The sequence below is a fragment of the Pseudomonas sp. SED1 genome (assembly GCF_034044025.1).
Taxonomy (GTDB): domain Bacteria; phylum Pseudomonadota; class Gammaproteobacteria; order Pseudomonadales; family Pseudomonadaceae; genus Aquipseudomonas.
In genome coordinates this window covers 1-26,217 of record NZ_JAXCIS010000138.1, presented here as the reverse complement: position 1 = coordinate 26,217, position 26,217 = coordinate 1, and the positions used below count along the sequence as shown (strand labels likewise).

25 protein-coding genes, 1 tRNA gene and 1 pseudogene are annotated in these 26,217 nt (G+C 61.2%); 17 read left to right on the top strand and 10 right to left on the bottom strand.

Annotated features, from left to right (window positions below; genetic code table 11):
- Positions 1 to 26: 26 nt before the first annotated feature.
- The 3 genes from SNL23_RS17355 to SNL23_RS17345 all read right to left on the bottom strand — a co-directional run bounded on the left by SNL23_RS17355 (position 27) and on the right by SNL23_RS17345 (position 2,278).
- A complete protein-coding gene (locus SNL23_RS17355; protein ID WP_167665251.1) occupies positions 27 to 1,325 on the bottom strand; it encodes an NAD(P)/FAD-dependent oxidoreductase in 1,299 nt (432 codons plus the stop codon).
- A gap of 60 nt (positions 1,326 to 1,385) precedes the next feature.
- A complete protein-coding gene (locus SNL23_RS17350) occupies positions 1,386 to 1,559 on the bottom strand; it encodes a DUF3094 family protein (RefSeq protein ID WP_076016477.1) in 174 nt (57 codons plus the stop codon).
- An 89-nt stretch (positions 1,560 to 1,648) separates the two neighbouring features.
- Positions 1,649 to 2,278, bottom strand: a complete 630-nt coding sequence (locus SNL23_RS17345; protein ID WP_008437312.1) for a DUF1780 domain-containing protein — start codon at positions 2,276 to 2,278, stop codon at positions 1,649 to 1,651.
- A gap of 102 nt (positions 2,279 to 2,380) precedes the next feature.
- Between SNL23_RS17345 and SNL23_RS17340 the strand changes: the two genes are divergently transcribed.
- From SNL23_RS17340 to SNL23_RS17330, 3 genes are all read left to right on the top strand, one after another.
- Complete coding sequence (locus tag SNL23_RS17340) at positions 2,381 to 2,848, top strand: FAD/FMN-containing dehydrogenase (protein ID WP_167665252.1); 468 nt, start codon at positions 2,381 to 2,383, stop codon at positions 2,846 to 2,848.
- Positions 2,845 to 3,534 carry an energy-coupling factor ABC transporter permease gene (locus SNL23_RS17335; RefSeq protein ID WP_076016480.1) on the top strand — a complete coding sequence of 230 codons (690 nt, stop codon included), beginning with the start codon at positions 2,845 to 2,847 and terminating at the stop codon, positions 3,532 to 3,534. The genes SNL23_RS17340 and SNL23_RS17335 overlap by 4 nt, the downstream gene beginning before the upstream one ends.
- A gap of 65 nt (positions 3,535 to 3,599) precedes the next feature.
- Positions 3,600 to 3,815 carry a hypothetical protein gene (locus tag SNL23_RS17330; protein ID WP_003215917.1) on the top strand — a complete coding sequence of 72 codons (216 nt, stop codon included), beginning with the start codon at positions 3,600 to 3,602 and terminating at the stop codon, positions 3,813 to 3,815.
- On the opposite strand, the gene yacG is transcribed toward SNL23_RS17330, so the two are convergent.
- From yacG to SNL23_RS17310, 4 genes are read right to left on the bottom strand one after another with little or no spacing between them, the layout of a single operon-like run.
- Complete coding sequence (yacG, locus tag SNL23_RS17325; protein WP_063027056.1) at positions 3,812 to 4,012, bottom strand: DNA gyrase inhibitor YacG; 201 nt, start codon at positions 4,010 to 4,012, stop codon at positions 3,812 to 3,814. The genes SNL23_RS17330 and yacG overlap by 4 nt on opposite strands.
- Positions 4,009 to 4,632, bottom strand: coding sequence for a dephospho-CoA kinase (gene coaE, locus SNL23_RS17320; RefSeq protein WP_076016481.1), 624 nt, complete (start codon positions 4,630 to 4,632; stop codon positions 4,009 to 4,011). Before coaE ends, yacG begins: the two co-directional genes overlap by 4 nt.
- A complete protein-coding gene (locus SNL23_RS17315) occupies positions 4,629 to 5,507 on the bottom strand; it encodes a prepilin peptidase (protein WP_412104228.1) in 879 nt (292 codons plus the stop codon). Before SNL23_RS17315 ends, coaE begins: the two co-directional genes overlap by 4 nt.
- Positions 5,504 to 6,712 (bottom strand): type II secretion system F family protein, encoded by a 1,209-nt coding sequence (locus SNL23_RS17310; RefSeq protein WP_318302910.1) that lies wholly within the window; start codon positions 6,710 to 6,712, stop codon positions 5,504 to 5,506. The genes SNL23_RS17315 and SNL23_RS17310 overlap by 4 nt, the downstream gene beginning before the upstream one ends.
- Positions 6,713 to 6,912: 200 nt before the next feature.
- Between SNL23_RS17310 and SNL23_RS17305 the strand changes: the two genes are divergently transcribed.
- From SNL23_RS17305 to SNL23_RS17290, 4 genes are all read left to right on the top strand, one after another.
- A complete protein-coding gene (locus SNL23_RS17305) occupies positions 6,913 to 7,326 on the top strand; it encodes a pilin (RefSeq protein ID WP_318302908.1) in 414 nt (137 codons plus the stop codon).
- 84 nt (positions 7,327 to 7,410) lie between these two features.
- Positions 7,411 to 8,820 (top strand): O-antigen ligase family protein, encoded by a 1,410-nt coding sequence (locus tag SNL23_RS17300; RefSeq protein WP_318302907.1) that lies wholly within the window; start codon positions 7,411 to 7,413, stop codon positions 8,818 to 8,820.
- Positions 8,821 to 8,859: 39 nt separating this feature from the next.
- Positions 8,860 to 8,932 (top strand) — tRNA-Thr (locus SNL23_RS17295).
- A gap of 136 nt (positions 8,933 to 9,068) precedes the next feature.
- Positions 9,069 to 9,374, top strand: coding sequence for a DUF6388 family protein (locus SNL23_RS17290; RefSeq protein WP_076016485.1), 306 nt, complete (start codon positions 9,069 to 9,071; stop codon positions 9,372 to 9,374).
- A gap of 134 nt (positions 9,375 to 9,508) precedes the next feature.
- Here SNL23_RS17290 and nadC read toward each other — a convergent pair whose 3' ends face one another.
- On the bottom strand, positions 9,509 to 10,357 hold the full coding sequence (gene nadC, locus SNL23_RS17285) for a carboxylating nicotinate-nucleotide diphosphorylase (RefSeq protein ID WP_010175009.1): 849 nt from the start codon (positions 10,355 to 10,357) through the stop codon (positions 9,509 to 9,511).
- Positions 10,358 to 10,638: 281 nt separating this feature from the next.
- On the opposite strand from nadC, the gene SNL23_RS17280 reads away from it, so the two are divergent.
- The 6 genes and pseudogenes from SNL23_RS17280 to SNL23_RS17260 all read left to right on the top strand — a co-directional run bounded on the left by SNL23_RS17280 (position 10,639) and on the right by SNL23_RS17260 (position 17,071).
- On the top strand, positions 10,639 to 12,798 hold the full coding sequence (locus tag SNL23_RS17280; protein WP_318302905.1) for a DUF1631 domain-containing protein: 2,160 nt from the start codon (positions 10,639 to 10,641) through the stop codon (positions 12,796 to 12,798).
- A 61-nt stretch (positions 12,799 to 12,859) separates the two neighbouring features.
- Entirely contained in the window at positions 12,860 to 13,423 is a 564-nt protein-coding gene (gene ampD / locus SNL23_RS17275; RefSeq protein ID WP_076016488.1) for a 1,6-anhydro-N-acetylmuramyl-L-alanine amidase AmpD, read from the top strand.
- Positions 13,420 to 14,256 carry a regulatory signaling modulator protein AmpE gene (gene ampE / locus SNL23_RS17270; protein ID WP_318302904.1) on the top strand — a complete coding sequence of 279 codons (837 nt, stop codon included), beginning with the start codon at positions 13,420 to 13,422 and terminating at the stop codon, positions 14,254 to 14,256. Before ampD ends, ampE begins: the two co-directional genes overlap by 4 nt.
- A gap of 266 nt (positions 14,257 to 14,522) precedes the next feature.
- Positions 14,523 to 15,614 (top strand): annotated as a pseudogene (locus SNL23_RS31585) (methyl-accepting chemotaxis protein); the annotation flags it as partial.
- Complete coding sequence (locus tag SNL23_RS31580) at positions 15,591 to 16,520, top strand: methyl-accepting chemotaxis protein (RefSeq protein WP_412104230.1); 930 nt, start codon at positions 15,591 to 15,593, stop codon at positions 16,518 to 16,520. The pseudogene SNL23_RS31585 and the gene SNL23_RS31580, both read left to right, overlap by 24 nt.
- Before the next feature lie 119 nt (positions 16,521 to 16,639).
- A complete protein-coding gene (locus SNL23_RS17260; protein WP_256670902.1) occupies positions 16,640 to 17,071 on the top strand; it encodes a hypothetical protein in 432 nt (143 codons plus the stop codon).
- On the opposite strand, the gene SNL23_RS17255 is transcribed toward SNL23_RS17260, so the two are convergent.
- The gene (locus tag SNL23_RS17255; protein WP_167665258.1) at positions 17,018 to 17,794 is read right to left on the bottom strand and encodes a TatD family hydrolase; all 777 of its coding nucleotides are present in this window, start codon (positions 17,792 to 17,794) and stop codon (positions 17,018 to 17,020) included. The genes SNL23_RS17260 and SNL23_RS17255 overlap by 54 nt on opposite strands.
- A gap of 5 nt (positions 17,795 to 17,799) precedes the next feature.
- Entirely contained in the window at positions 17,800 to 18,795 is a 996-nt protein-coding gene (gene cra / locus SNL23_RS17250; RefSeq protein WP_167665259.1) for a catabolite repressor/activator, read from the bottom strand.
- A gap of 293 nt (positions 18,796 to 19,088) precedes the next feature.
- Between cra and ptsP the strand changes: the two genes are divergently transcribed.
- Genes ptsP through SNL23_RS17230 form a run of 4 tightly spaced genes read left to right on the top strand, consistent with a single transcriptional unit; the run spans position 19,089 to position 26,186 of the window.
- Positions 19,089 to 21,947: a phosphoenolpyruvate--protein phosphotransferase gene (gene ptsP, locus SNL23_RS17245; protein WP_318302903.1), complete on the top strand. Its 2,859-nt coding sequence runs from the start codon at positions 19,089 to 19,091 to the stop codon at positions 21,945 to 21,947.
- Positions 21,948 to 22,868: a 1-phosphofructokinase gene (gene pfkB / locus SNL23_RS17240; protein ID WP_318302902.1), complete on the top strand. Its 921-nt coding sequence runs from the start codon at positions 21,948 to 21,950 to the stop codon at positions 22,866 to 22,868.
- 11 nt (positions 22,869 to 22,879) lie between these two features.
- A complete protein-coding gene (locus SNL23_RS17235) occupies positions 22,880 to 24,589 on the top strand; it encodes a PTS fructose-like transporter subunit IIB (protein ID WP_318302901.1) in 1,710 nt (569 codons plus the stop codon).
- Positions 24,590 to 24,644: 55 nt separating this feature from the next.
- Positions 24,645 to 26,186, top strand: a complete 1,542-nt coding sequence (locus SNL23_RS17230) for an alkaline phosphatase D family protein (protein WP_318302900.1) — start codon at positions 24,645 to 24,647, stop codon at positions 26,184 to 26,186.
- The last annotated feature ends 31 nt before the right edge of the window (positions 26,187 to 26,217 follow it).

Genomic DNA, 26,217 nt, shown 5'->3' with positions numbered 1-26,217 from the left:
ATCGAGTTCTATCCGGGAACGTGCTGTCAGTGCAGTTTCAGGCGCGGCTCAGTGCCTCGCCCAATCTTGCTCCCCAGCATCAGCATCGCCGTGCGGAAGAAGCCATACAGCGCCATCTGGTGCATGCGGTACAGCGACACATAAAACATCCGCGCCAGCCATCCTTCCAGCATCACGCTGCCCGTCAGGTTACCCATCAAGTTACCCACAGCCGAAAAACGCGACAGCGAAATCAGCGAGCCGTAGTCGGTGTACTTATACGACGGCAGGTCCTTGCCCTCGATCCGCAGCTTCAGCGACTTGGCCAGCAACGACGCCTGCTGGTGAGCCGCTTGGGCCCGTGGCGGCACATTGCGGTCGGTGCCGGGTTGCGGGCAGGCCGCGCAGTCACCAAAGGCGAAAATATTCTCGTCACGGGTGGTTTGCAGGGTCGGCAGCACTTGCAGTTGGTTGATACGGTTGGTTTCCAGGCCATCAATGTCCTTGAGGAACCCTGGCGCGCGAATCCCTGCAGCCCAGACCTTCAGGCTGGCCGGAATCACCTGGCCGCTGCTGGTGATAAGGGCATCGGCCGTCACTTCACTCACGGCGGAGTTGGTCAGTACCGTCACTCCGAGTTTTTCCAGGGTTTTATGCACAGGCCCGCCAATACGCTCCGGCAGGGCAGGCAACACCCGTGGGCCGGCTTCGATCAGGGTGATGTGCATGTTTTCCGGCTTGATCTTGTCCAGGCCATAGGCAGCGAGTTCGTGCGCGGCGTTATGCAGTTCGGCGGCCAGCTCGACCCCCGTGGCACCGGCGCCGACGATGGCGACGCTGATCTGCTCTACCACGTCCGTCTGTCCGGCGTGGGCGCGCAGATAGTGGTTGAGCAACTGCTGATGGAAGCGCTCGGCCTGTTTGCGGGTGTCGAGGAACAGGCAGTGTTGCGCTGCGCCCTCGGTGCCGAAGTCATTGGTGGTGCTGCCGACGGCGATCACCAGGCTGTCGTAGTCCAGCACGCGCGCGGGCACCAGTTCACGGCCTTCTTCGTCGAGGGTGGCGGCCAGCTGGATTTTTTTCTGCTCGCGATCAAGCCCGCTCATGCGCCCCAGCTGGAACTCGAAGTGGTTCCATTTTGCCTGGGCAACATAATTGAGTTCGTCTTCCGAAGAGTTCAGCGAGCCCGCCGCCACTTCGTGGAGCAGGGGTTTCCAGATGTGGGTGAGGTTGGCGTCCACCAGCGTGATGCTGGCGGTGCCGCGCTTGCCCAGAGTCTTACCCAGGCGGGTAGCCAACTCCAGGCCGCCGGCGCCGCCGCCGACGATAATAATACGATGGGTCATGGGGATATCTCGCAAGGCTAAAAGAAATCGATGCAGTTACCCGAGCGAGCGCAAGGCAGCTCATAGCGTCAGGTAACTCAGAAGGCGGCTCAGCAAACCCAGGCCGATCACGGCAACCACCACCACGGCAAGGAGCAGCCAGGGCCGGAAAGGCTTGCGCTCGACTTGGTTCTGGGACAGTTGCAGGTACTCTTCGACATGCTGTTGGTCGTCGGGGTTCAGGCGGCTGGTCATAAAGGCCTCGTCAGGTAGACGTTGCTAAAGGGCGCCACGTTACAGTCGGGTGATTGGCGGCATTGACAGAAGCATAGTCGTTGACCCGATCACAGGCTGATGCCCACATCAAACACTATGCTGCGGCCCAGATTGTTGCGCAAGAAGTCCGGCGCGTCCGGATGCGCGAACAATACGCGGGCAAACGTCGGGCCCACCAGGGACAGCGAACGCCAGCCCTGGCGCAGGTACTCGGTGGGCGGCGGGAAATGACTGTTGAGGTCGAGTACTTCGCGCTTGAGGCTGGCGAAGGCGATGAGGTCGAGCTCCCCCAGGTCCATCCCGCGTTCTTTATAGTTGTGGGCCTTCTTGCGTAGGGTCGGCGCCAGGCGTAGCAGGAATTCGTGGGCGGGAATGCGCCGAGGCTTGGCTTCTCGCCGAACCAACTGGCTCAGGGAGAACGCGCTGCGCCGCCGCAACAGTTCGTCGCGCCACTCATCGTTCAGGCGCCGGCCTTCGTCGAGAACGAAAAACACCTCGAAACTGGCGTCGCGAAACAACACATCCGGCGGCTCCTGCCCGGCAGCATGGAACTCTTCGGCGCGGTAGGGCACGTTCAAGCCTTGCAACAGGCGCTGGCAGACCCAACGCTCACGCTCCCATTTGCGGGCATTGGACAGGAACGCGTTGGCTTGTTCGGCCGCTACGGTGAGCAGGCGCAAATAATCTGAGTCATCCATGCCACCAGCTTAGCGTCCAAATGATGACCGCAGGAAGTCCCGCGTCAAAAGGTCGGTGTAGACTGGCCACTCGATAGTTTCCCGTGGCATGAGGAGTACGCAGTGAAGTTTTTTGTGGTGCTGTTCTTGAGTCTTTTGCCCGTGTGGGCCCAAGCCGTCGAAGTGGGTGAGCGTGTTGCACCCTGGACCTTGCTTGACCAGTTCGACCAGGCCTACACCCTGGATGACCAGGCGCAGACCTTGCTGGTCGCTCGCAGCATGGACGCCGCCAAAATCGTCGACGCGGCGCTGCAAGGCCAGCCCAAGGGTTATCTGGAGGCACGGCATGCGGTGTTTCTCGCCGATATCCAGCTAATGCCCCGGCTGATTGCGAAGATGTTCGCGGTGCCGGCCATGCAGGCCTACAACTATCGCGTCATGCTCGACCGTGATGCCCGTGTAACCCCGCGCTATCCGGCACCTGTGGATAAAGTGCTGTGGCTGCAACTGGATCACGGGAAGTTGGTGGCGCAGCACGAGTACGACTCCGCCGCTGAACTGCGCCAGGCCCTGGAGCAGGTGCAGCCGTGATCAGTGCCGCGGTGCTGGCGCCGGAAACCCTCAGCATCGGCTGGTTGCTGTATGCGCCGGTGGTGATGTGGGCGCTCCTGCGTTCGCCGTGGGTCGAGCTGTTTGCCGACCGGCGGCGCCAGCATTTGCTGTTTGGCACGGTGTTCGCGCTGTTCATGTTGTGGTTGGTACGTCGGGATTTCGATACAGGGGTGTCCTACCACTTCATCGGCATGACCGCCGTGACCTTGCTGCTTGATTGGCCCCTGGCGATCGTCGGCGGGTTTGCCGCACAGCTCGGCCTGGTATTGCTCGGTCGCCAGGACCTGGCGGCCGTGGGCATCAACGGCATGCTGCTGGTCGTGTTGCCGGTACTGGTCACTGAAGGCTGTGCGCTGCTGGTGGAGCGGGCGAAGCCACGTAATCCCTTTGTGTATATCTTCTGTTCGGGCTTTTTCGCAGCAGCGCTGTCGGCCTTGATGTGCCTGCTGGTGGGCCTGGGCTTGTTGTGGTTCGACGGTCGTTTCGCGATGCCGGAGTGGATCGAGGATTTCGTCGGGTACCTGTGGCTGATCATTTTTCCCGAGGCCTTTATCAACGGCATGGTGATCAGCGCCCTGGTGGTGTTTTGTCCGGAGTGGCTGGAGACGTTCAACCGTACCCGCTACCTCTCGGCGCCCTGGAAGGATGACGATACAGGGCCTTGATCCAGGTCAAATCCCGCACACGCGAGTGGTCTCATGCTCTGCAAAATTTCCAGGAGCACGGAATCATGAGTGTGTACGAATGGGCACGGCAGGAGTTACGCAGAAGCCAGGACGCGGCGCAGGAAATCGGCTTTGACCCGGGCTTGACCCTGCGCGCCATGCTCAGTGCGGTGGTGCAGCAGAGCAAGGGCGTGCGCAGTTTTGAAGACCTGGCCGACGAGCTGCAATACCTCGCAGAGAATCTCGACGACCAGCAGGACTATGGCTTTATGCGGCCTTAGTGTTTGGGCTGAAAGTCTTCTGAGAACAGTTCGTCCTCGGCGTCCGGGCTGACCGGGATCTTGTGTTCTTCCGACGCCCAGGCGCCCAGGTCGATCAGTTTGCAACGGTCCGAGCAGAACGGGCGGTTGGGGTTTTCCGCTTTCCATTCCACGGGTGCGCCGCAGGTTGGGCATTCGACGGTCAAGGGTTGGCTCATGATCGGCCTCCACGCAAAGTAAGGTAAAAGTGGTGCAGTCGCTCGACCTCGGCATGCAGCCGGGCCAGGTCCTGGTCATTGACCAGCACGTCATCGGCATGGCGCAGGCGGTCTTCACGGGTGGCCTGGGCCTTGAGAATCGCCTGCACCTGCGCTTCGCTGATGCCATCGCGCTGCAGGGTACGCTGAATCTGCAACGATTGCGGCACGTCGATCACCAGCACCCGCTGGGTCATGGTGTACTGGCCGGACTCGATCAGTAACGGCGACACCAGAATTGCGTAAGGCGATTTGGCACGCGCCAGATGGCTGCGAATCTCCTCGGCGATCAGCGGGTGCAGCAACGCTTCCAGCCAGAGGCGTTCCTCGGGCACTTCGAAGATCAGCTTGCGCAGCGCCCCACGGTCCAACTGCCCGTCAGGCTGCAGCACGCTTGCACCGAAATGCTCGGCAATTTGCGCAAGGGCCGGGCGCCCGGGTTCGACTACCCAACGCGCAGCGTGGTCGGCGTCAATCAGGTCCACGCCTAGCCGTACGAAGTGTTCGGCTGCCGCGCTTTTGCCACTGCCGATGCCGCCAGTGAGGCCAAGAATCCAGGGTGTTGCAACAGGAGTGGTCATCTGAAACCGACAGACTGCAAATAGAAGTCGGTTATTTGACCACCCCAGAGCAATGCAATCCAGCCGGCAATTGCCAGATACGGACCAAAAGGCATTGGAACCGACACTTGGGCTTTGCGCAGGTGCAATAGAATCAGGCCACCCATCACGCCCACCAGGGACGACAGCAGCAGCGTCATCGGCAAGATCTGCCAGCCGCCCCAGGCGCCGAGCATTGCCAGTAGCTTGAAATCACCGTAACCCATCCCGTCCTTGCCGGTGATCAGCTTGAACAGCCAGAACACCGACCACAGGCTCATGTAGCCGGCTACCGCGCCCCACAGCGCATCGGGCAATGACACAAAAACGCCAAAGCTGTTGAGGATCAGGCCCAGCCACAGCAACGGCAGCACCAGTGCATCTGGCAGCAGTTGATGGTCTACGTCGATCAGGCTCATCGCCAGCAAGCCCCAACTCAACACCATCACCGCGCCGGCTGCCCAGCCGAAACCGAAATTCCAGGCGACAACCGCCGAGATCAGCCCGCACGCCAACTCGGTGAAGGGGTAACGCGCGCCGATAGGTGAATGGCAACTTGAGCAGCGCCCTCTGAGCAGGAGGTAACTGAGCAGCGGAATATTCTCCCAGGGGCGAATCGGGTGGTTGCAGTGTGGGCAACAGGAGTTGGGGCGCATCAAGTTATAGGGCGCCGCGATGGGCTCGGCGGGAAGGCCAAGGACTTCATGGGCCTGGGCTCGCCATTCACGCTCCAGCATCTTCGGCAGGCGCCATACCAGCACGTTGATAAAGCTGCCGACAATCAAGCCCAGCAGCAATGCGCCTGATACAAATACCCATGGCTGATAAACAAGGATCTCAGTCAGTGACGTGCTCAAAAGGCGGTACCGAGTTGAAAGATCGGCAGGTACATGGCGAGCACCAATGCCCCGACGATGCCCCCGAGTACCACCATGATCAGCGGTTCCATCAGGCTGGTGAGGTTGTCCACCAGGTTATCGACGTCGGCCTCGTAGTGGTTGGCGACTTTTTCCAGCATGGTGTCGAGGGTGCCCGACTCCTCGCCGATCGCGGTCATCTGGATCGCCATGCCTGGAAACAGGCCGCTTACGGCCATGGATTCATTCAATTGGGTTCCGGTTGATACATCGTGCCGCATACGATTGATTGCCTGTTTGAACAGTCCATTACCCGTAGCGCCGGCCACGGAGTCCAATGCTTGCACCAGGGGTACGCCAGCCGCAAAGGTGGTTGAGAGTGTGCGGGCGTAGCGCGCTACCGCCGATTTTTTCAGCAGTGTGCCTGCCACCGGTGCTTTCAACAAACTGGCATCGAGCCAGTGGCGAAAACCTGTGGACGAGCGATAGGCTTTGCGCAGTCCTGCGAAACCGGTGCCCGCGGCCAAAATCAGTACCCACCAGTTGTGTTGCATGAACTCCGACAGACGGATGACCGCCAAGGTAAAACCCGGCAGCTGTGCATCGACACCGGCAAACAGGCCCTGGAACTGTGGCACAACGTGGATCAGCAAGATCGCACTGACAAGGGTGGCGACGGCCAGCACCGTCATGGGATAGGTCATCGCCTTCTTGATTCTGGCTTTTAGTTGCTCGCTTTTTTCCAGGTGGGTGGCAACTCGTTCCAGCAGCGCTTCGAGCGCGCCCGCCTGCTCCCCCGCCGCAATCAGGTTGCAGTACAGCTCATCGAAGTAGCGTGGCTGTTTCTGCAAGGCGACAGACAGGCTGCTGCCGGCGGCGATCTCCTGTTTCAAGCTTCGTACGAGGCTGCGCATATGCCGGTTGTCGAAGCCTTCGGCGATGATATCCAGTGCTTGCACAAGCGCGATGCCGGCCTTTAACAGCGTCGCCAACTGACGGGTGAAGAGGGCAACTTCTGCGGGTTTGACCGACGGAGCGAGACTCGGGCAGCCCGTAGATTTTTTGCGTACGCGGCCAGGGTTGATGCCTTGCTGGCGCAACAGTGCTTTGACCAGTGCAGGGTTGTGACCGCTGGTTTCTCCCGAGACCTTGCGCCCTTTGCGGTTGATGCCTTCCCAGGCATAGATCGCTGAAACATCATTCATTTCGCAGTTCCGCACACAGACAGTGGAAGATTTATAGCTTAGTCAGGTGACGGATTCGGGCAGGGTCGCCTTGAACGAAAAAATGTCAGTTTGTGCGTCTTGTTCAGCATTGGCCGCGCAGGGGTGAGTACACTGGCGCGGTTGCCGAGCGGGGTGCAGGAAGCGCCTCGCGATAGGTTTTATTCTGGAGAGTGAATGTGATGCGTCAGAAAGGTTTTACCTTGATCGAATTGTTGATCGTCGTGGCAATCATCGGCATTTTGGCCACCATCGGCCTGCCCATGTACACCAAGCACCAGGCCAAGGCCAAGTTCACCGCTGGGCTGGCCGAGGTCTCCGCATTGAAGGCCGGCTTTGAGGACACGCTTAACCAGGGCACGCCACCAACCCTGGCGTTGATTGGCGGGACCAGTCCAACGGCCAACTGCAGGATTGACGTGACCGGCGACATTGCCACCGGCGCAGGCACAATTGCCTGTGAAATCCTCGATGCACCCGCGCCGGTCCTGGGCAAAATCATCACCTTGACCCGCAGTGCCACGACTGGCTGGAAGTGCACCACCACGGCAGAAGACCAATACGCTGCCAAGGGTTGTACTTCCGGCGGCGCCTGATCCGAAGGTCGGCTACTGTTTACGCAACAATCGAGCGTGTGCGTAAACCGCTCCATACCTGCCACAAGGAAGTAGAGGGTGCCGATGACGTTGTCTGTTCAGCAGCGGGGAAACATATTCCTCATCGTGGTCATGTGTCTGCTGACGCTGGCTATCTGCGCGCCGTTCAGTAGTCATGACTGGCAACGTGTGGTGCAGATAACGGTGGCGATATGTGCGGTGTTGTATGGGCTGTGCTTGCCGCAGGCCGGGCGATGCGTTGATAGACCGACAGCGCTCGGGGTGTCGCTGATTGGGGTAGCGGGGCTGGTTTCGGCCCTGTTGGCCCATCAGCCACTCTGGGCGTTTACGGAGCTGGCGCTGCTCATCGGTTGTGGCGCCATTGCGGTTGCTTTCAGCCAAGTCAGGCGCAATGGGGACGAGTCCCTGGATCGCGTACTGATCCTGTTCGTATTGTTGTTGTGCCTGTTTAAAAGTGCTCAATATCTGCACGCTGGCATCCTCGCCTTTACCAGCGGTGAAACGGTCGTAAACCCCGATTTGCTGTTGTCCGGATTTTCCAACAAGCGCTTCTACGGGCAGTTCCAGACCTTCACCCTGCCACTGCTGGCACTTCCCTTGCTGCTTTCAAGCGTCGCTCGTCCAGCGCGGGGCGCGGTGTTTGCACTGCTCTGTATCTGGTGGCTGATCGCGATCAGTGGTGGTACCCGCGGCACGTGGCTCGGTATGGGTATTGCGGGCTTCGTACTGGTGTTTTTGGGGCAGCATGGTCGCCGCTGGGTGGCCTGGCAGTTGGCGGCACTGGCCGGCGGGTTGTTGCTGTACTGGCTGGTGTTCAGCGTGCTGGCAAAGTACCTGGGGATTGAAATTTCCAACGCCGCTGCAGACCGTCTGACCACCAGTTTGTCCGGGCGTGGGCCTATCTGGTCGCAGGCCTGGAACATGATTCTTGAGCGTCCTTGGCTGGGTTTCGGGCCGATGCATTTTGCCGACATCGCCAACGACATTGCTGCTCACCCTCATCAGGCGATTCTGCAATGGGCCAGCGAGTGGGGCGTGCCGTCAACGCTAGGTGTGATCGTGTTGGTTACGTGGGCAGGGTGGGCAACCATCGGTGTGTTACGCGATCGTGGGTTGTCGTGGACGCCCGTGGACCTGCTGCGTCTGTGCCTGTTTGCGTCGCTGGTCGGTGCACTGACCCAGGCCATGGTGGATGGCGTGATCGTGATGCCGGTTTCGCAACTCTGGCTGGCGTTGGTGGCCGGGTGGCTGATGGCATTGCATGTGTGGCGAACTCCACCGGTCGCCCCGGCGCCATTGCTTTACAAAATGTGGATGATGGCGAGTGTCGTGGCCGTCGGCTTGTTGGTGTTCGTCGCGATTCGTGATGTGCCTGGCCTCACGGCGCGTAGCGAGCACTACATGGGCCTGAGTAACGGTCACCTGCAGCCGCGCTTTTGGGTGCAAGGTGTGATTGCCCTCGAAAAGCAGTGAGTTGCCGGACGCCCAAGGCAGTGCTAGCTTTAGCCCACCGCCCGTGTAGCTCAGCCGGTAGAGCAGCGCACTCGTAACGCGAAGGTCGCAGGTTCGATTCCTGTCTCGGGCAAAAAGGCAACACAGTTTTCAGATGATCCCAGAATGGTTCTGAAGGCCAGACGAACCGGTATTCATGCCTGTTCTTTTGTATCTGCGCAACCTTGATGACCCAGATGCATCCCCATTCCTCGATCTAAGAGAACGACATGACCATACAAGAAATGACCCAGGAAGCGCGGCACGAAGCAGCCCTCAAAAAGTACGTTGCGGAGTCGCCGGAACTGCTGGATGAGATCAAGGACCTGAGCGCCGATGATCAAAGGGACCAGATCCAATGGTCATTTGAAGATGAGGCCGAGGCCCAGGGCCTGCAGCCGTGGGAACTGACCCTGAAGTACACCACCACCCCGGAAGAGTTCGAGGCGGCACGCCTGGCTTTGCACAAGGAGGCTGCCGAGGTGCTGGGTGTGGACTGGAACGAGTATTGCGGGATGAATAATCTCGCGATCTGACACGAGTTTACTGTGGCGAGGGAGCTTGCTCCCGCTGGAGTGCGCAGCGCTCCCAAGTTTTTTGGGGTCGCTTCGCAACCCAGCGGGAGCAAGCTCCCTCGCCACAAAAGCTTGCGCTTACATTTAGGGGCGTTTCAGAGACTAAGCCGCATCGACAAATCCACCGCCTTCACATCCTTGGTCATCGCCCCGATGGAGATGTAGTCCACGCCGGTTTCAGCGATGGGCAGCAAGGTGCTTTCGTTAATCCCGCCACTGGCTTCCAGCTTGGCTTTGCCGCCGTTCAGGCGCACCGCTTCGCGCATGTCATCCAGGCTCAGCTCATCCAGCATGATGATGTCGGCGCCCGCCGCCAGTGCTTCGCGCAGTTCTTCCAGGCTTTCCACTTCGATTTCCACCGGCTTGCCCGGGGCGATCTTGTGGGCGGCGCTGATGGCCTGGGCAATGCCACCGCAGGCCGCGATATGGTTTTCCTTGATCAGGAACGCGTCATACAGGCCGATGCGGTGGTTGTGGCAACCGCCGCAGGTCACTGCATATTTTTGCGCCAGGCGCAGGCCGGGCAGGGTCTTGCGGGTATCCAGCAGCTTGACCTGGGTGGACGCGACAAAGTCCGCCAGGTATTGAGCTCGAGTGGCAACGCCTGACAGCAATTGCAGGAAATTCAGCGCGCAACGCTCACCACTGAGTAGCGAACGGGCTGGCCCTTCGAGGTGAAACAGCACCTGGTTCGGGCTGACACGTTCGCCGTCACGCACCTGCCAATGCACCGCGACACGCGGGTCCAACTGGCGAAACACCGCCTCCACCCAAGCCGTGCCGCTGATAACGGCGGCATCCCTGGTGATGATCGTGGCCTTGGCCAGGCGTTCGGCCGGGATCAGCTGCGCGGTGATATCGCCGCTGCCGATGTCTTCCAGCAGTGCGCGACGCACGTTGGCTTCGATTTCAGCGGTCAGGTCGGCTAGACGAAGATTGGGCATAACAGGCTCCACAAACAAAGTGCCTGGATTATAGGGGCAGGGCGGGCCCGAACCCAAGACGACAGGCGCCACTGGCGCGGCTTGAGGTGCTCATTTACACAGCGATCACAGAGTTTGCTGGCGCAACAACCTCCATTTGCAAGATAATCTCGCGCCTTGCAATTGGCGTCATAGCTTTGACGTTACAGTGATAGCCCGATTTTCGCAGTGCTCCGGGGTACTTTGCCCCGTCGCCGTCCGATCTTTCACAAAATCGAATACCGCCGTTTCAGGAGGCCAGGATGCACAAAGACGGGAAGGTGGTGCCGATCAATACGGCACGGGCGACGCCATCGCCGCTCGCCCGCCTGCCGGTGGTGTTGCTCCAGGTCCGTGACAAGGCGGCGCAGCAACTCAGGCAAGGATTGCAGGAGCTGTTCGATAACGCCGACGACACCCTGTTCGAAATGGCCGACAAGTCCCGCAGTAACGTCGACCACGGTATTTTCTTTGAAGCCATGCGCGACTTGCGCCTCAAGCGCAAGAATTTCGAGCGCGGCTTCATGGAGCAGCTCTACGAGGCGTTTGCCAATCTTGGCAACGTGGAGCGCGGTGAGCTGCAACTGATTCCGGTGGTGTCCTACGCGGCGGTGCCCGGCGCCTCAAGCGACGAGCTGGAAAAAGCCGTCGCCCTCGAGGCCATGCTGGGCAAGGTGCTGCGCCGTGATGGCCTGGCCCTTGCGCAGTTGACGGCACGCCTGAACGCCTTGCTCGACAAACGCCTGGATGATCGCGATAACCCCCTGGGCCCGGCAATGCTCTGCGCGTTCTTTCTGCAAGCGGGACGCAGCCTTGGCGTGGAGATTCGGGTCAAGCTGATCATCCTCAAACTGTTTGAAAAATACGTCCTCAGTGACGCCGACTTGTTGTACGGCGAAGCCAACCAGTTGCTGATCGCCACCGGCGTATTGCCCGAACTCAAGGCGGTGCCATCGCGGCGTGCGGTCGCCACCGCCGATTTGCCTGAGGACACCCCACCGACTACCGGCCATCCCGCAGACGATAGCGGGCAGGAAGTCTTCGCGGCGTTGCAGGAATTGCTGACTGCGGTGCGCGGCAGTGTGGCCCCCACCCTTGAAGCCAGCGCCGAGACCCAGCCAATCTCCACCCGTGACTTGCTGCGCCTGCTCTCCCATTTGCAGCAATACGTGCCTGCGCCCGAGGTCGAGGATGATTTCGACCTGCGCAACCAGCTTGAACAATTGCTGACCCGGGTCAGCGTAAAGAGCGGCAAGTCACGGGTGGTCGAGGACGCCGACGAGGACGTAATCAACCTGATCGCCATGCTCTTCGAGTTCATTCTCGATGACAGCACGGTGCCTGAGTCCCTCAAGGCCCTGATCGCCCGCCTGCAGATTCCGATGTTGAAAGTGGCGGTGCTCGACAAGAGTTTTTTCAGTCACGCCAACCACCCAGCGCGACGCCTGCTCAATGAAATCGCTGCGGCAGCCATGGGCTGGAGCCGGCGCGACGATTATCAGCGCGACAGCTTGTACGTGCACATCGAGCAGGTAGTGCAGCGCTTGCTGAACGATTTTGTCGATGACCCGGCGATTTTTTCCCAGTTGCTGGCAGAGTTCACCGCGTTTACCCATGACGAGCGGCGCCGCAGCGAGTTACTGGAGCAACGCACCCGTGACGCGGAAGAAGGACGGGCCCGTACCGAAATCGCCCGCCAGCGGGTGGCCGAGGCCCTCAATCTGCGGCTGTTGGGCAAAGTCTTGCCCGAGTTCGTGGTGCAGTTCCTGCAGCAGGCCTGGAGCCAGGTACTGTTGTTGGCCTGCCTGAAGCACGGCGAACACTCCCCACAATGGGCGGCCGGGTTGCGCACCATGGATGAGTTGATCTGGAGTGTCGGCCTGAGTGAAGACACCGAAGCGGGGCGGCACTTGCTGGAGCAGTTGCCTGAATTGCTCAAGGCGCTGCGGGACGGGTTGAGCGGCGCCGCGTTTGATCCTTTCATCACGCGGGAATTTTTCACGCAATTGCAGACGCTGCATGTCCTGTCTTTCCGGGGCAATGCCGACGGAAAGTCTTCGTTGTCGCAAGTTGAGGTGCGCGAGGCATTCGTCCTCAGTCCCGCCGCACTGGCCGTTTCGGTGAGCCTGCCGGACGATGACCCCGACCTGCTCAAGGTTCGCCAACTGCGAGTCGGTTGCTGGGTCGAATTCCAGGAAGACCCTGAAAACACCCTGCGCTGCAAGCTGACGGCGATTATTGCGCCGGCCAATACCTGTATTTTTGTCAACCGCACCGGCCTCAAGGTATTGGAAAAAAGCCCGGTAGAACTGGCATTGGAGTTCAAGCGCGGCGCGGTGCGAACCCTCGATGATGCGTTGCTGTTCGACCGCGCACTGGCCTCGGTGATTGGCAACCTGCGCCAACTTCATCGCGCCAAGTGATCGCAACCGGATAGCGGAACGCGGCATACTGAGTCACTCGAGCCTCGTTCAAGGAACCTGTATGCAGTTGGACCCCGCCAGCGGTTGGTGCCAGGGCATTCGTCATTGCCCTTCACCCAACTTCAACGAGCGCCCTGGTGGCGAGATTTCCCTGTTGGTGGTGCACAACATCAGCCTGCCACCGGCGCAATTCGCCACCGGCAAGGTGCATGAATTTTTCCAGAACCGTCTGGATGTCACGGAACATCCCTACTTTGAAGGTATTGCCGACCTACGGGTTTCTGCGCATTTTCTGATTGAGCGTGATGGCGCGGTGACGCAATTTGTTTCGTGCCTGGACAGGGCTTGGCATGCCGGCGTATCGAGCTTCGAGGGCCGTGAAACCTGTAACGACTTTTCCCTGGGAATCGAGCTGGAAGGTACCGATGACCTGCCTTTCACCGATGCCCAGTATCAATCCCTGATTGCCCTGACGCGCCAGTTGTTGGCGGCGTACCCGGGCATTACCCGCCAGCGCATTTGTGGCCATAGCGATATCGCCCCGGGACGCAAGACCGATCCCGGACCCGCTTTTGATTGGGCGCGCTTTCGCAGCGCCTTGCAGGATGGAGGACACGCACAATGAGTTTTCTGGTGTTGGTGTTGGCGGTATGGATCGAGAAATTCTCGGCCCTGCGCCAGCGTGTACAACGTGATGGGGGTTGGCTGCGGGAGCTGGCCAAGCTGGAAGCGAGCGCCAGCCTGGGCAAACGGCCGTGGCTGATCCTCGCGCTGCTGGTGCTGCTGCCGGTGGCTTTGCTCGCGCTGTTGCTGCTGGTGCTGGAACCAGTGGCTTATGGCCTGTTGGCGCTGCCGGTGCATCTGCTGGTGGTGATCTACAGCCTGGGCCGTGGCGATCTATTGGCCGGGTTGGGACCGTTTCGTGATGCCTGGCGCCGGGGTGACCTGCAAGCGGCCGAGCATGTGGCCGAGCGTGACTTGAGCATCAGCGCTGACAGTGGCGAGCAACTGCTGGAGCGGGTCCAGGGCCATCTGTTGTGGCAGGCTTACCAAAGCTTCTTTGCGGTGATTTTCTGGTACTTCCTCCTCGGGCCAGTGGCCGCCTTGGCCTACCGGCTGCTGGCGCTGGCGACCGAGAACAGCAAGAACCCACTGGTGGCCGAGCGTGCGGGGCAATTGCGCCATGCATTCGACTGGTTGCCCGTGCGCCTGCTGGCGGCAAGTTTTGCCTTGGTAGGCAACTTCGTGGCGGTTGGCCGGGTGATGTTGCATGAGCTGCTGAGCTGGGACATCAGCGCGGCACAACTGGTAGAAAAAGTGGGCCTGGTGGCCGCTGAAATACCGCCGCCGGTGGTGGGCGCCGAAGGTATCAACAGCCTCGATCGAATCTGGGAACTGCTGCTGCGCGCCGCCGTGCTGTGGTATGCCGGCTTCGCCATCTGGACCGTGCTGCCCTGATCCACACCCCTCTGTAGGAGCGAGCTTGCTCGCGAAAAACGCCAAGACACCGCGCGCGTCCAGATAGCGCGCGTTCTCGTTGACGTTCTTCGCGAGCCAGCTCGCTCCTACCTCGTTAACCTTAAGTTACAAACCTCCTTTTCGAATTGAGCTATACAGACAGAGCGCCAAATAGTGGCTATCTGCCGCCGCCCTGCGCCCTCAATAAAAATAAAAGAAAAGGGAGTTCACCTGTGAAGAGCTTGCTCTATCCCGCCGTCGCGTTCATGAACCGCCTGACCTTCGGCATGAAGTTCAGCCTTATCAGCGTGCTGTTCCTGTTGCCCATGCTGGCCACCAACTATTACCTGGTGCGCGACTCCTGGCGTGAGTTCCAGGGCACCCGCATTGAGCTGCAAAGCCTCGACCTGCTGGGCAGCAGCCTGGCCCTGCGGCGCGACCTGGAAACCCTGAACAACCAAGTGCAGATCAACGCAACCCTCGGCCAGTCAGGCAAGGCCGGCGATATTGAAAGCAAGATCGTCGCCCTGGAAGAGAGCCTGCTGCAGCGCTTGCAAAGCTTCCACGCTCTGTCCGCCGACCCCGAGCAAGCCGCCGCCTTCGAAGCCAAGCGCGATGAAATGATCGCCGCCTTCAAGGCCCAGCAACAGGAAACCTCGCTGCTGAGCAAAAGCGCGCTGATCGGCAAACTCCTCAACAAGGCGCAGATGCTCAGCCAGATCATCGCCAGCCAGTCGGGCTTGAGCCGCGATCCACAAGGCGACCTGCGCCAACTCAGCGAACTGATCACCAGCGTCACCCCGCAAGTCACCCAAACCCTGGGCGAAGGCCGGGCAATGGGCGCTTATTCGTTGGGCCAGGGCTTTCTCAACTCGTCCTCCAGCACCCGTTTTGATGAATTGTTGCAGCAACTGGAAAAACTCCAGGCCGAATACGGCCTGAAACTGCAGGACGCCCTCGGCTCCAGCAAACCTGCCCACGCCGCGTTGGCGAGCCTGGCCGACGCGAGCAAGGCCAGCCTCAAGCAAGGCAGCGAGTTGTTCGAAGAGCAGGTTGTCATGGCCGAAACCCTCGACGCCCCATGGCAAGGCTTCTACGACGAAGTCAGCACGTTGATGGCCAAGACCTATCAACTCGACGAAGCCACCCTGACCTTTCTCGAGCAGCAACTGGAGCAACGCCTGTCAGAAAACCGCACGCACATGATCGGATTGGTAGCGGCCCTGGCCTCGGTGTTTTTGCTGATCTTCTATCTGTACGCCGGGTTCTATGCCTCGACCCGCACCACCCTGCGCCACCTCGGGGCGATGATGGACAAGGTGGCGGCGGGTGACATGACTGTCACCTTCATCGCCCAAAGCCGCGACGAACTGGGGGATTTGGGCCAGGTGTTCAACGCCACCGTGGCAAAAATCCATGACCTGATCGAGCGGGTAGGGCACACCGTCAACCAGGTCGAGCACCAGGCCGGCCAAGTGGAGTCGGTCTCGGCCAGCAGCAACCAGGCCGTCTCCGGCCAGCGCAGCCAGATCGAGCAAGTGGCGACCGCCATGAACCAGATGTCATCCACTGCCCAGGAAGTCGCCCGCAGTGCAGCGGCGGCGGTCAGCAGCGCCCACAGCGTCAACGAGGAAACCGTCAGTGGTCGCGGCCTGGTGCAGTCACAGCAAGGTAGCATCGCGGCGTTGGCCTCGGAGATCGATCAATCGGTGCGTGTGATCAACCAGTTGGCCATCGACAGCCAATCCATCAGCCGCGTGCTGGATGTGATCAAGAGCATCGCCGAACAGACCAACCTACTGGCGCTGAACGCCGCCATCGAGGCCGCGCGCGCCGGTGAACAAGGGCGCGGTTTCGCCGTGGTAGCCGATGAGGTGCGCACCCTGGCCCGGCGCACCCAGCAGTCCACCGAGGAAATCGAGCAGATGATTGCCAAGCTCCACAGCGGCGTCGGCGCAGCAGTGAAGGCCATGGGTACCAGCCACGAGATGGCCAATGGCACGGTAGGGCAGTCGGAAAAGGTCCAGCAGGCTCTTGAAAATATCCTCGGCGCCGTGGGAATGATCGTCGACCAGAACCAGCAGATTGCCGCTGCCGTCGAGCAACAGACTGCCGTGGCACACGACATCGATCAGAACATCGTCGAGATCAACCGTGCGGGTGAGCATGCGGCGCAGGGCGCGCACCAGACCGAAGCAGCCAGCCGGCAGTTGTCCTTGCAAGTGATCGAGCTGAAGCAGTTGATCGGCGCCTTTCGGGTGTGAGGCGTCGCTGTAGGAATAATCCGCGAGGCGCGTGGCGCCTGTCTCATTTTTGACGTTGATCTTTTTCCACTGCCAAAATGGGTGAGAATTGTTTCACCTATTTTCGCGGAGGTTCGGTCATGACCAACGCAGTCGTCGGCGTTAGAGGGCATTGCACCCATTGCGATATGTCCTTTGAACTCAAGCCTTGGCAACTCAATGCCATTGCCATGGACGTGCCTTTTGATTGCTCGTATTGCCATAAAGGCGTGCAGCCGAGTTGCCCCAAGCAGCTGAAGCAGTTCAAGTCCCTGGACAACCTTGGGCTGTTGCGTCCGAGCATGATCGTACTCACCAGCGCGGCATTGCTGGTGGCGCTGGTGGCGGAGTGGATAGGGCTGATCAGTGTGATCGGGCAGCTCAATGTCTCGCTGATGGCCGTGCTGATCTACTTCATGACGTTGCGTTATGCCCGTCACCGGCAGCGGATGACGCTGACATTGCGTGAGGTAAAACCCCTACCAGTTGAACAGCTCGCAGGCATTGCGGCTGCTCGCCTCAGCCAACGCTGAAGGGCTGATGCCCATGCGCTCCGCCAGGGCGCCACAGATGTCCGGCAGATGTTCGGGGCTGTTGCGCTGGCCCGCGTACATGACGGGCGCCATGTCCGGCGAATCGGTCTCCAGCACCACCGCTTCCAGCGGCAGCCGGGCGATCGCTTTGTGCATGCGCAGGGCTTGCGGCCACGTCGCCGCGCCGCCCAGGCCGAGTTTGAAACCGAGCTTGATGTATTCACGGGCCTCTTCCTGGCTGCCGGCAAACGCGTGAATGATGCCGCCCCGTGGCAGGCGAATGCGCTTGAGGGTGGCGATCACGGCGGCGTGGCTGCGGCGCACATGCAGCAGCGCCGGTAGCTGGAAATCCACCGCTAGTTTCAGTTGGGCTTCAAACAGGCTTTGCTGGCGTTCGCGGTTCAGCTGTTCGAGGAAGTAATCCAGGCCGATTTCGCCCACCGCGCACAGTTGCCGGTGGCCATTCAGGCGGGTCAGCCAGTCGCCCAGTTCGGTCAGGTCGGCGGGGCGATGGTCGTCGAGATACACCGGGTGCAGGCCGAAGGCGGCGAATAAATCCGCGTCGGTTTGCACCAGGTCCCACAGCCGTTGCCAATTCTGCTGATAGACCCCCAGCACCACCATCCTGCGCACGCCCAACTGGCGACTGCGGCTCAGGACTTCAGCGCGATCAGCGTCGAAGTCCGGGAAGTCCAGGTGGGTGTGGCTGTCGATCAGCTCCACACCGCTTACTCCGAATGAATCCGTTGTTTGAACGTGCGGCCGATGGCGTGCACGCCCGGCGCGTAGTGCTGCTCTTCAATGGCCGCCAGCGCCAGGCGCAGCGCGGTGTCGGCGATCAATTGATGCTGCTGGGCCATGGCATTCACCGGCAACGGCAGGAAATCCAGCAATTGCGTGTCGCCAAATGTCCCCAGACGCAGCGGGCGGGATTTGAGCGGGAAGTCATGCAGCGCATCAAACACCCCTTGCAGCAGGACGTAGGACGTCGTCACCAGCGCGTCAGGCAAATGCCCCAGGCTTTGCAGCAATTGCTCCATCAGCTGTCGGCCACAATCGCGGCTGAACGACTCACCCTGTTCGATCAGCACTTCACCATTGAAGTCTTTCAGCGCTTCCTTGAAGCCAGCGGCACGCTCCTGGCTGATGCTCAGCTCTGGCCGCGCGCCGATCAACACGATCTGCTTGGGCAGCGGTTGCAGCAGGCTGCTGGTCAATTGCTGGCAGGCCTGGCGATCATCACTGACCACCGAGCAGAACTGCGTAGACTCCATCACCCGGTCAATGGCGATCACCGGCAAACCCTTGGCTTGCAGCTCGCGGTAGCTGTCGTCATTGGCCGGCAGACAGCTGGCGACAAACAACGCATCACAGCGGCGGGCGCGGAACAATTGCAGCAATTGCCGTTCACTGTTGGCGTCGTCATCGGAACTGGCGATCAGTAGTTGATAGCCTCGCGCCCGGGCACCTTGCTCCAGCAGCTTGGCGATGCGTGCGTAACTCGGGTTTTCCAGATCCGGCAGGATAAACCCCAGGGTACGGGTATGCCGGCTGCGCAGCCCGGCGGCCTGGGGGTTGGGCGTAAAGCCATGTTGTTCAACCACGGCGCGCACCCGTTCGACGGTTGCGCTGCTGATCCGTTGCTGTTCGGCCTTGCCATTGATGACGTAGCTGGCGGTGGTCACAGACACACCGGCAATGCGCGCGATATCACTGAGTTTCAAACCGGGATTTCCTTGTTTTTTAGAGCTTGCCCCGACACTTTGTCCAATCGTAACCGATTACTGCAGGCGACCATTGTCGTAACTCAACAGCCGAGTGGCTCTTCAATCATGGGAAATTAACGCGTAATCTGCCATAAATTCTAGATTAAACGTTTCAGCAAGCGTATTTTTACGATTATCGCGACGAGCGTGGTCCTGCCAACTGACCACTCAGTCAATTTTTTCGAACGCCTTTGCACTGATTTATTCAAAATAATACCTAGTGCGCACGCCGCACTAACTAGGAGAACGGCATGCTTGAGCTCACCCACGAGCAGATATCCATGGGCCAGACGGCTGTGGATAAGTCTGCTGCCTTGCAACTGCTCGCTGAAAAACTGGTGGCCGATGGCCTGGTCGCCGAGGGTTACCTCAGTGGCTTGCAAGCGCGTGAAGCCCAAGGCTCGACCTTTCTCGGCCAAGGCATCGCCATTCCCCACGGCACCCCCGAAACCCGCGACCAGGTGTTCGCCACCGGGGTGCGCCTGCTGCAATTTCCCGAAGGTGTGGATTGGGGCGATGGCCAGATCGTTTACCTGGCGATCGGCATTGCCGCCAAATCCGACGAACACCTGCGCCTGCTGCAACTGCTGACCCGCGCCCTTGGCGAGACCGACCTGGGCCAGGCCCTGCGCCGCGCCAGCTCCGCCGAAGCTTTGCTGAAACTGCTGCAAGGCGCACCGCAGGAGCTGGCGTTGGACGCACAGATGATTGGTCTGGGCGTGTCGGCGGACGATTTCGAAGAACTGGTGTGGCGTGGCGCACGCCTGCTGCGCCAGGCCGATTGCGTGAGCAACGGCTTTGCCGCCGTGCTGCAACAAGTCGACGCGTTGCCCCTGGGCGATGGCCTGTGGTGGTTGCACAGCGAGCAGACGGTGAAGCGCCCGGGCCTGGCTTTTGTCACCCCGGACAAACCGATGCGTTACTTGGGCCAGCCATTGAGCGGCCTGTTCTGCCTGGCCAGCCTCGGCGAGGCCCACCAAACCTTGCTCGAACGCTTGTGCGCCTTGCTCATCGAAGGCCGCGGCCAGGAGCTCGGTCGCGCCACCAGCAGCCGCGCCGTACTGGAAGTACTCGGCGGTGAACTGCCGGCCGACTGGCCAAGCGTGCGCATCGCCCTGGCCAATGCCCATGGCCTGCATGCGCGGCCCGCGAAGATCCTCGCGCAATTGGCAAAAAGTTTTGACGGCGAAATCCGTGTGCGCATCGTCGATGGCGATGTCAGCGCGGTGTCGGTAAAAAGCCTGAGCAAGTTGCTGAGCCTTGGTGCACGCCGTGGCCAGGTGCTGGAATTTGTCGCTGAACCGGGCATTGCCGGTGACGCCTTGCCTGCCTTGTTGGCGGCGGTAGAAGAAGGCCTCGGCGAAGAAGTCGAGCCGCTGCCAGCGGTAAGCGCCCAGCAGGTCGTCGTCGACATCGAACCGGTGCTCAGCGCGCCGGCGTCCGGCAGCCTGATCCAGGCCATCGCCGCCGCCCCCGGCATTGCGATTGGCCCGGCGCATATCCAGGTGCTGCAACCTTTCGAATACCCACTGCGCGGCGAGTCGCCGGTGATTGAGCGCCAACGCCTGCACGCGGCATTGACCGACGTGCGCCGGGACATCCAGGGCCTGATCGAACGCAGTAAATCCAAGGCGATCCGTGAGATCTTCATCACCCACCAGGAGATGCTCGACGACCCGGAACTGACCGACGAAGTCGAGACGCGCCTCAAGCAGGGCGAAAGTGCCGAAGCCGCCTGGATGAGCGTGATCGAGGCCGCCGCCAAACAGCAGGAGTCGTTGCAGGACGCCTTGCTCGCCGAGCGTGCAGCCGATTTGCGTGACATTGGCCGCCGCGTGCTGGCGCAACTGTGCGGCGTCGAAACCGCCCAGGAGCCCGACGAACCCTACATTCTGGTGATGGACGAAGTCGGCCCGTCTGACGTCGCGCGCCTGGACCCGGTGCGTGTCGCCGGCATCCTCACCGCACGTGGCGGCGCCACTGCCCACAGCGCCATCGTCGCCCGTGCCCTGGGCATTCCCGCGCTGGTGGGCGCAGGCCCGGCGGTGTTGCTGCTGGCCTCGGGCACGCCGTTGCTGCTGGATGGCCAACGCGGTCGCCTGCATGTCGATGCCGACGCCGCCACCTTGCAGCGCGCTACCGTAGAACGCGACACCCGCGAACAACGCCTGCAAGCCGCTGCCGAGCAACGCCATCAACCGGCCCTGACCCGCGACGGCCATGCCGTCGAAGTGTTCGCCAATATCGGCGAAAGCGCCGGGGTTGCCAGCGCAGTGGAGCAGGGCGCCGAAGGCATCGGTCTGTTACGCACCGAACTGATTTTCATGGCCCACAAACAGGCGCCGGATGAAGCCACCCAGGAAGCCGAATACCGCCGCGTGCTCGACGGCCTCGGCGGTCGGCCACTGGTGGTGCGCACCCTTGATGTGGGCGGTGACAAACCGCTGCCTTACTGGCCGATCGCCAAGGAAGAAAACCCCTTCCTCGGCGTGCGCGGCATCCGCCTGACCCTGCAACGTCCGCAGATTATGGAAGCGCAATTGCGCGCGCTGTTGCGCTCGGCGGACAACCGTCCACTGCGCATCATGTTCCCCATGGTCGGCAGCGTGGACGAGTGGCGCCAGGCCCGGGACATGACCGAGCGCCTGCGCCTGGAAATCCCGGTGGCCGACCTGCAACTGGGGATCATGATCGAAGTGCCGTCGGCCGCGTTGCTGGCGCCGGTACTGGCCAAGGAAGTGGACTTCTTCAGCGTCGGCACCAACGACCTGACCCAATACACCCTGGCCATCGACCGTGGCCATCCGACGCTGTCGGCCCAGGCTGACGGCCTGCATCCGGCGGTGTTGCAACTGATCGACATCACCGTGCGTGCTGCCCATGCCCATGGCAAATGGGTCGGCGTGTGCGGCGAGCTGGCAGCCGACCCGTTGGCAGTTCCGGTGCTGATCGGCCTGGGAGTGGATGAGTTGAGTGTGTCTGCGCGCAGCATCCCCGAGGTCAAGGCACGGGTGCGTGAATTCAGTCTGAGCGAGGCCCAAGGCCTGGCACAAAAAGCCCTGGCGGTGGGTTCTCCCGCCGAAGTGCGTGCGCTTGTGGAGGCCGTGTAAATGGCAAGGATTTTAAGCCTGACGCTGAACCCGGCGTTGGACCTGACGGTGCGCCTGGCGCGCCTGGAACCGGGCGAGGTCAACCGCAGCGAAGCGATGATCACCCACGCTGCCGGCAAGGGCGTGAACGTCGCGCAGGTGCTGGCGGACCTTGGTCATCAGGTGAGCGTGGGCGGTTTTCTCGGTGCAGCGAACCCGCAGGCGTTCGACGCACTGATCGCTAGTCGTGGGTTTGGCGATGCGTTCATTCGCGTGCCAGGAGAAACTCGTAGCAATATCAAGATTGCCGAACAGGATGGCCGGGTCACCGACATCAATGCACCGGGGCCGTGGGTGAGTGAGCAGGCGCAAGCTCAACTGCTGAAACTACTGGCGGTGATCGGCCTTGAATTCGATGCGGTAGTGGTCGCCGGCAGCCTGCCACGCGGCATCACCCCTCAGTGGTTTCAGGGCCTGCTGCAGCAACTGAAAAACCTCGGTTTGAAAGTCGCCCTGGACACCAGCGGCGAAGCGCTGCGCGTCGGGTTGAAGGCCGGCCCATGGTTGGTCAAACCCAATACCGAAGAACTGGCCGATGCCCTCGGTCATGCCACGGATGCTGTCAGCCAACTGCATCGGCAAGGTGTTGAGCATGTGGTGGTCTCCGACGGTGCCGCAGGCGTGAGCTGGTACAGCCCGGAAACGGCGCTGCACGCCACGCCACCCAAGGTAACGGTGGCCAGTACCGTAGGCGCCGGCGACTCGCTGTTGGCCGGGATGCTTCACGGTTTGCTCAGTGGCGATACGCCGGAGCAAACCCTGCGCCGCGCCACCGCCATTGCCGCGATGGCGGTTACGCAAATCGGTTTTGGCATCACCGATGAGGCACAGCTTGAGACTTTGCAGAGCGGCGTCCACGTGCGCCCGCTGACAGAACAATAAGAGGGTTGGTCATGAAGTTAGCCATTGTTACTGCCTGCCCGAATGGCATGGTCACCAGTGTGCTGTGCGCCCGCTTGCTCGACGCTGCCGCGCAGCGCCAGGGCTGGAGCACCAGCGTCGAAGTGGTGGACGTGCAACACCCGGAACGCCAATTGTCGGCGGCCACTATTGAAGCCGCCGAGTGGGTGTTGCTAGTCAGCAGCACGCCGGTGGACATGCAGCGTTTTGTTGGCAAGCGCGTATTCCGCAGCACGCCGGCCCAGGCGCTGCAGGATGTGGACGCGGTATTGCGTCGCGGGGTCGAAGAGGCCCAGGTGCAGGTGGCTGATGCGGCACCGCCGAAAACTATGCCGCGTATCGTCGCGATCACCGCTTGCCCGACCGGCGTCGCCCACACCTTCATGGCTGCCGAAGCGTTGCAGCAAACCGCCAAGCGCCTCGGGTATGACCTGCAGGTGGAAACCCAGGGTTCGGTGGGCGCCCGCACGCCGCTGAGCGCCGAGGCGATTCGTGACGCCGATGTGGTGCTGTTGGCCGCGGATATCGAAGTCGCCACCGAGCGCTTTGCCGGCAAGAAAATCTACCGCTGTGGCACCGGGATCGCGCTCAAGCAATCCGAGGCGACCCTCAACAAGGCGCTGGCCGAAGGCAAGCAGGAATCCGCCGCCAGCGGTGCTGCCGCCAAACCGGAGAAGACCGGCGTCTACAAACACCTGCTCACCGGCGTGTCGTTCATGCTGCCGATGGTGGTGGCGGGTGGTCTGCTGATCGCCCTGTCGTTTGTGTTCGGCATTCATGCCTTTGAAGAAAAAGGCACCCTGGCCGCCGCGCTGAAAACCGTCGGCGACCAAGCATTCATGTTGATGGTGCCGCTGTTGGCGGGTTATATCGCCTACTCGATTGCCGACCGTCCGGGCTTGGCTCCCGGCATGATCGGCGGCCTGCTGGCCAGCACCTTGGGCGCGGGTTTTATTGGCGGGATTTTTGCCGGTTTCCTCGCCGGCTACTGCGTCAAATTCATCAGCCGTGCGATCCGTTTGCCTCAGAGCCTGGAAGCCCTCAAGCCGATCCTGATCATCCCGTTGCTGGCGAGCTTGTTCACGGGTCTTGCGATGATTTACCTGGTAGGGCCGCCAGTGGCGAAGATGCTCACCGGGCTCACGGATTTCCTCAGCACCATGGGCACCACCAACGCCGTGCTGCTGGGCATCTTGCTGGGCGGCATGATGTGCGTCGACCTCGGTGGCCCGATCAACAAGGCGGCCTACGCGTTTTCCGTCGGCCTGCTGGCGGCGCAAAGCGGTGCACCCATGGCCGCGACCATGGCCGCCGGCATGGTGCCGCCGATTGGCATGGGCATCGCCACCCTCTTGGCGCGGCGCAAGTTCGCCCAGACCGAGCGCGAAGCCGGCAAGGCCGCGCTGATCCTCGGCATGTGCTTTATCTCTGAAGGCGCGATTCCGTTTGCCGCCAAGGATCCGCTGCGAGTGATTCCGGCGAGCATCGCCGGCGGCGCGCTGACCGGTGCGCTGTCGATGTACTTCGGCTGCAAACTGATGGCGCCCCATGGCGGGTTGTTTGTGATGCTGATCCCGAATGCGATCAACCATGCGCTGCTGTATTTGCTGGCGATTGTGGCGGGGAGTTTGTTGACCGCTGTGGTGTATGCGTTGATCAAGCGTCCCGAAGTGGTCGAGCTGACGGTCAAGCCGGTGTCATAACTCGTTCATCCCTTCATGCTTAAGTTTCCCTTTTGCTGCTCGAGAGGGAAACTGCATGACCCACTTCAACCTCGGTCGCCGCCGTGTGATGCAAGCCGTCGGCGCCGGCCTGTTGCTGCCGGGCCTCGCGCCTGCGGTGATCGCCTCGGTCAAGGATCGCCCGCAACTCACCGACGGTGTGCAGTCCGGCGACCTGCTGGGCGATCGCGCGATGATCTGGAGCCGCAGCGACCGCCCGGCGCGGATGGTGGTGGAGTGGGACACCCGCAGTGTGTTCAGCAACCCGCGCAAATTCGTCTCGCCCCTGGCCGACAGCCACACCGACTTCACCGCCCGTGTCGAACTCACCGGCCTGCCTGTCGACCAGGCGATTTTCTACCGTGTGCACTTCGAAGATGCCCAGACCGGCGTTGCCAGCGAGCCCTGGTTTGGCCACCTGCGCAGCGTGCCGCAGCAACGCCGGGATATCCGTTTTGTATGGAGCGGCGACACCGTCGGCCAGGGCTTCGGCATCAACCCGGACATCGGCGGCATGCGCATCTACGAAGCCATGCGCCTGCGCCTGCCGGATTTCTTTATCCACAGCGGCGACACCATTTACGCCGACGGCCCGGTGCCCGCGCAACTGACCACCGAAGACGGACGCATCTGGCGCAACATCACCACCGAAGCCAAAAGCAAAGTCGCCGAAACCCTGAATGAATACCGTGGCAACTATCGCTACAACCTGATGGACGAAAACGTGCGTCGCTTCAATGCCGAAGTGCCGCAGATCTGGCAGTGGGACGACCACGAAGTGATCAACAACTGGTCGCCGAGCAAGCAATTGGATGAGCGCTACAAGACCCGCGACATCAACACGTTGGTAGGCCGTGCGCGCCAGGCCTGGCTGGAATATTCACCCATGCGCCGGCAAAGCGCCGACCAGGGCGGGCGGATTTATCGCAAGCTCAGCTACGGCCCGTTGCTGGATGTCTTTGTGTTGGACATGCGCAGCTATCGCGGGCCGAACGATGACAACCTGGGCGGCGAAAAACCGTTCCTGGGGCGTGAGCAACTGGACTGGCTCAAGCGCGAATTGAAAGCCTCCCAGGCGCAATGGAAAGTCATCGCTGCGGACATGCCCATTGGCCTCGGCGTGCCCGACGGTGAGGTCAGCCCCGGCCTGCCACGCTGGGAAGCGATCGCCAACGGCGACCCGGGCCCGGCCCAGGGGCGCGAATTGGAAATCGCCGAACTGCTCGGGTTTTTGCGAGCGCAACAGGTGCGTAATCACGTGTGGCTCACGGCGGATGTGCATTACTGCGCGGCCCATCACTACCATCCGGATCGGGCGGCGTTTCAGGACTTCGAACCGTTCTGGGAGTTTGTCGCCGGGCCACTGAATGCCGGGAGTTTCGGGCCTAATCCGCTGGATAAAACCTTTGGCCCGGAAGTGGTGTTCGAGAAGGCGCCGCCCGTGCAGAACACCTCGCCGTTTGCCGGGTTCCAGTTTTTTGGCGAGGTGCAGATTGACGGGCAGACGGCGGAGTTGACGGTGATTTTGCGGGACCTGGATGGCGTCTCGGTGTTTGAGCAGAAGCTGGCGCCAGTGTGATTGCAATGCAATCTACCTACTGAACAAGAGC

Excerpts from the sequence above, each read along its gene's own strand:
- SNL23_RS17355 (WP_167665251.1), bottom strand. The coding sequence starts at position 1,325 with ATGACCCATCGTATTATTATCGTCGGCGGCGGCGCCGGCGGCCTGGAG.
- SNL23_RS17350 (WP_076016477.1), bottom strand. The coding sequence starts at position 1,559 with ATGACCAGCCGCCTGAACCCCGACGACCAACAGCATGTCGAAGAGTAC.
- SNL23_RS17345 (WP_008437312.1), bottom strand. The coding sequence starts at position 2,278 with ATGGATGACTCAGATTATTTGCGCCTGCTCACCGTAGCGGCCGAACAA.
- SNL23_RS17330 (WP_003215917.1), top strand. The coding sequence starts at position 3,600 with ATGAGTGTGTACGAATGGGCACGGCAGGAGTTACGCAGAAGCCAGGAC.
- yacG (WP_063027056.1), bottom strand. The coding sequence starts at position 4,012 with ATGAGCCAACCCTTGACCGTCGAATGCCCAACCTGCGGCGCACCCGTG.
- coaE (WP_076016481.1), bottom strand. The coding sequence starts at position 4,632 with ATGACCACTCCTGTTGCAACACCCTGGATTCTTGGCCTCACTGGCGGC.
- SNL23_RS17310 (WP_318302910.1), bottom strand. The coding sequence starts at position 6,712 with ATGAATGATGTTTCAGCGATCTATGCCTGGGAAGGCATCAACCGCAAA.
- SNL23_RS17305 (WP_318302908.1), top strand. The coding sequence starts at position 6,913 with ATGCGTCAGAAAGGTTTTACCTTGATCGAATTGTTGATCGTCGTGGCA.
- SNL23_RS17300 (WP_318302907.1), top strand. The coding sequence starts at position 7,411 with ATGACGTTGTCTGTTCAGCAGCGGGGAAACATATTCCTCATCGTGGTC.
- SNL23_RS17290 (WP_076016485.1), top strand. The coding sequence starts at position 9,069 with ATGACCATACAAGAAATGACCCAGGAAGCGCGGCACGAAGCAGCCCTC.
- nadC (WP_010175009.1), bottom strand. The coding sequence starts at position 10,357 with ATGCCCAATCTTCGTCTAGCCGACCTGACCGCTGAAATCGAAGCCAAC.
- SNL23_RS17280 (WP_318302905.1), top strand. The coding sequence starts at position 10,639 with ATGCACAAAGACGGGAAGGTGGTGCCGATCAATACGGCACGGGCGACG.
- ampD (WP_076016488.1), top strand. The coding sequence starts at position 12,860 with ATGCAGTTGGACCCCGCCAGCGGTTGGTGCCAGGGCATTCGTCATTGC.
- ampE (WP_318302904.1), top strand. The coding sequence starts at position 13,420 with ATGAGTTTTCTGGTGTTGGTGTTGGCGGTATGGATCGAGAAATTCTCG.
- SNL23_RS31580 (WP_412104230.1), top strand. The coding sequence starts at position 15,591 with ATGACTGTCACCTTCATCGCCCAAAGCCGCGACGAACTGGGGGATTTG.
- SNL23_RS17260 (WP_256670902.1), top strand. The coding sequence starts at position 16,640 with ATGACCAACGCAGTCGTCGGCGTTAGAGGGCATTGCACCCATTGCGAT.
- ptsP (WP_318302903.1), top strand. The coding sequence starts at position 19,089 with ATGCTTGAGCTCACCCACGAGCAGATATCCATGGGCCAGACGGCTGTG.
- pfkB (WP_318302902.1), top strand. The coding sequence starts at position 21,948 with ATGGCAAGGATTTTAAGCCTGACGCTGAACCCGGCGTTGGACCTGACG.
- SNL23_RS17235 (WP_318302901.1), top strand. The coding sequence starts at position 22,880 with ATGAAGTTAGCCATTGTTACTGCCTGCCCGAATGGCATGGTCACCAGT.
- SNL23_RS17230 (WP_318302900.1), top strand. The coding sequence starts at position 24,645 with ATGACCCACTTCAACCTCGGTCGCCGCCGTGTGATGCAAGCCGTCGGC.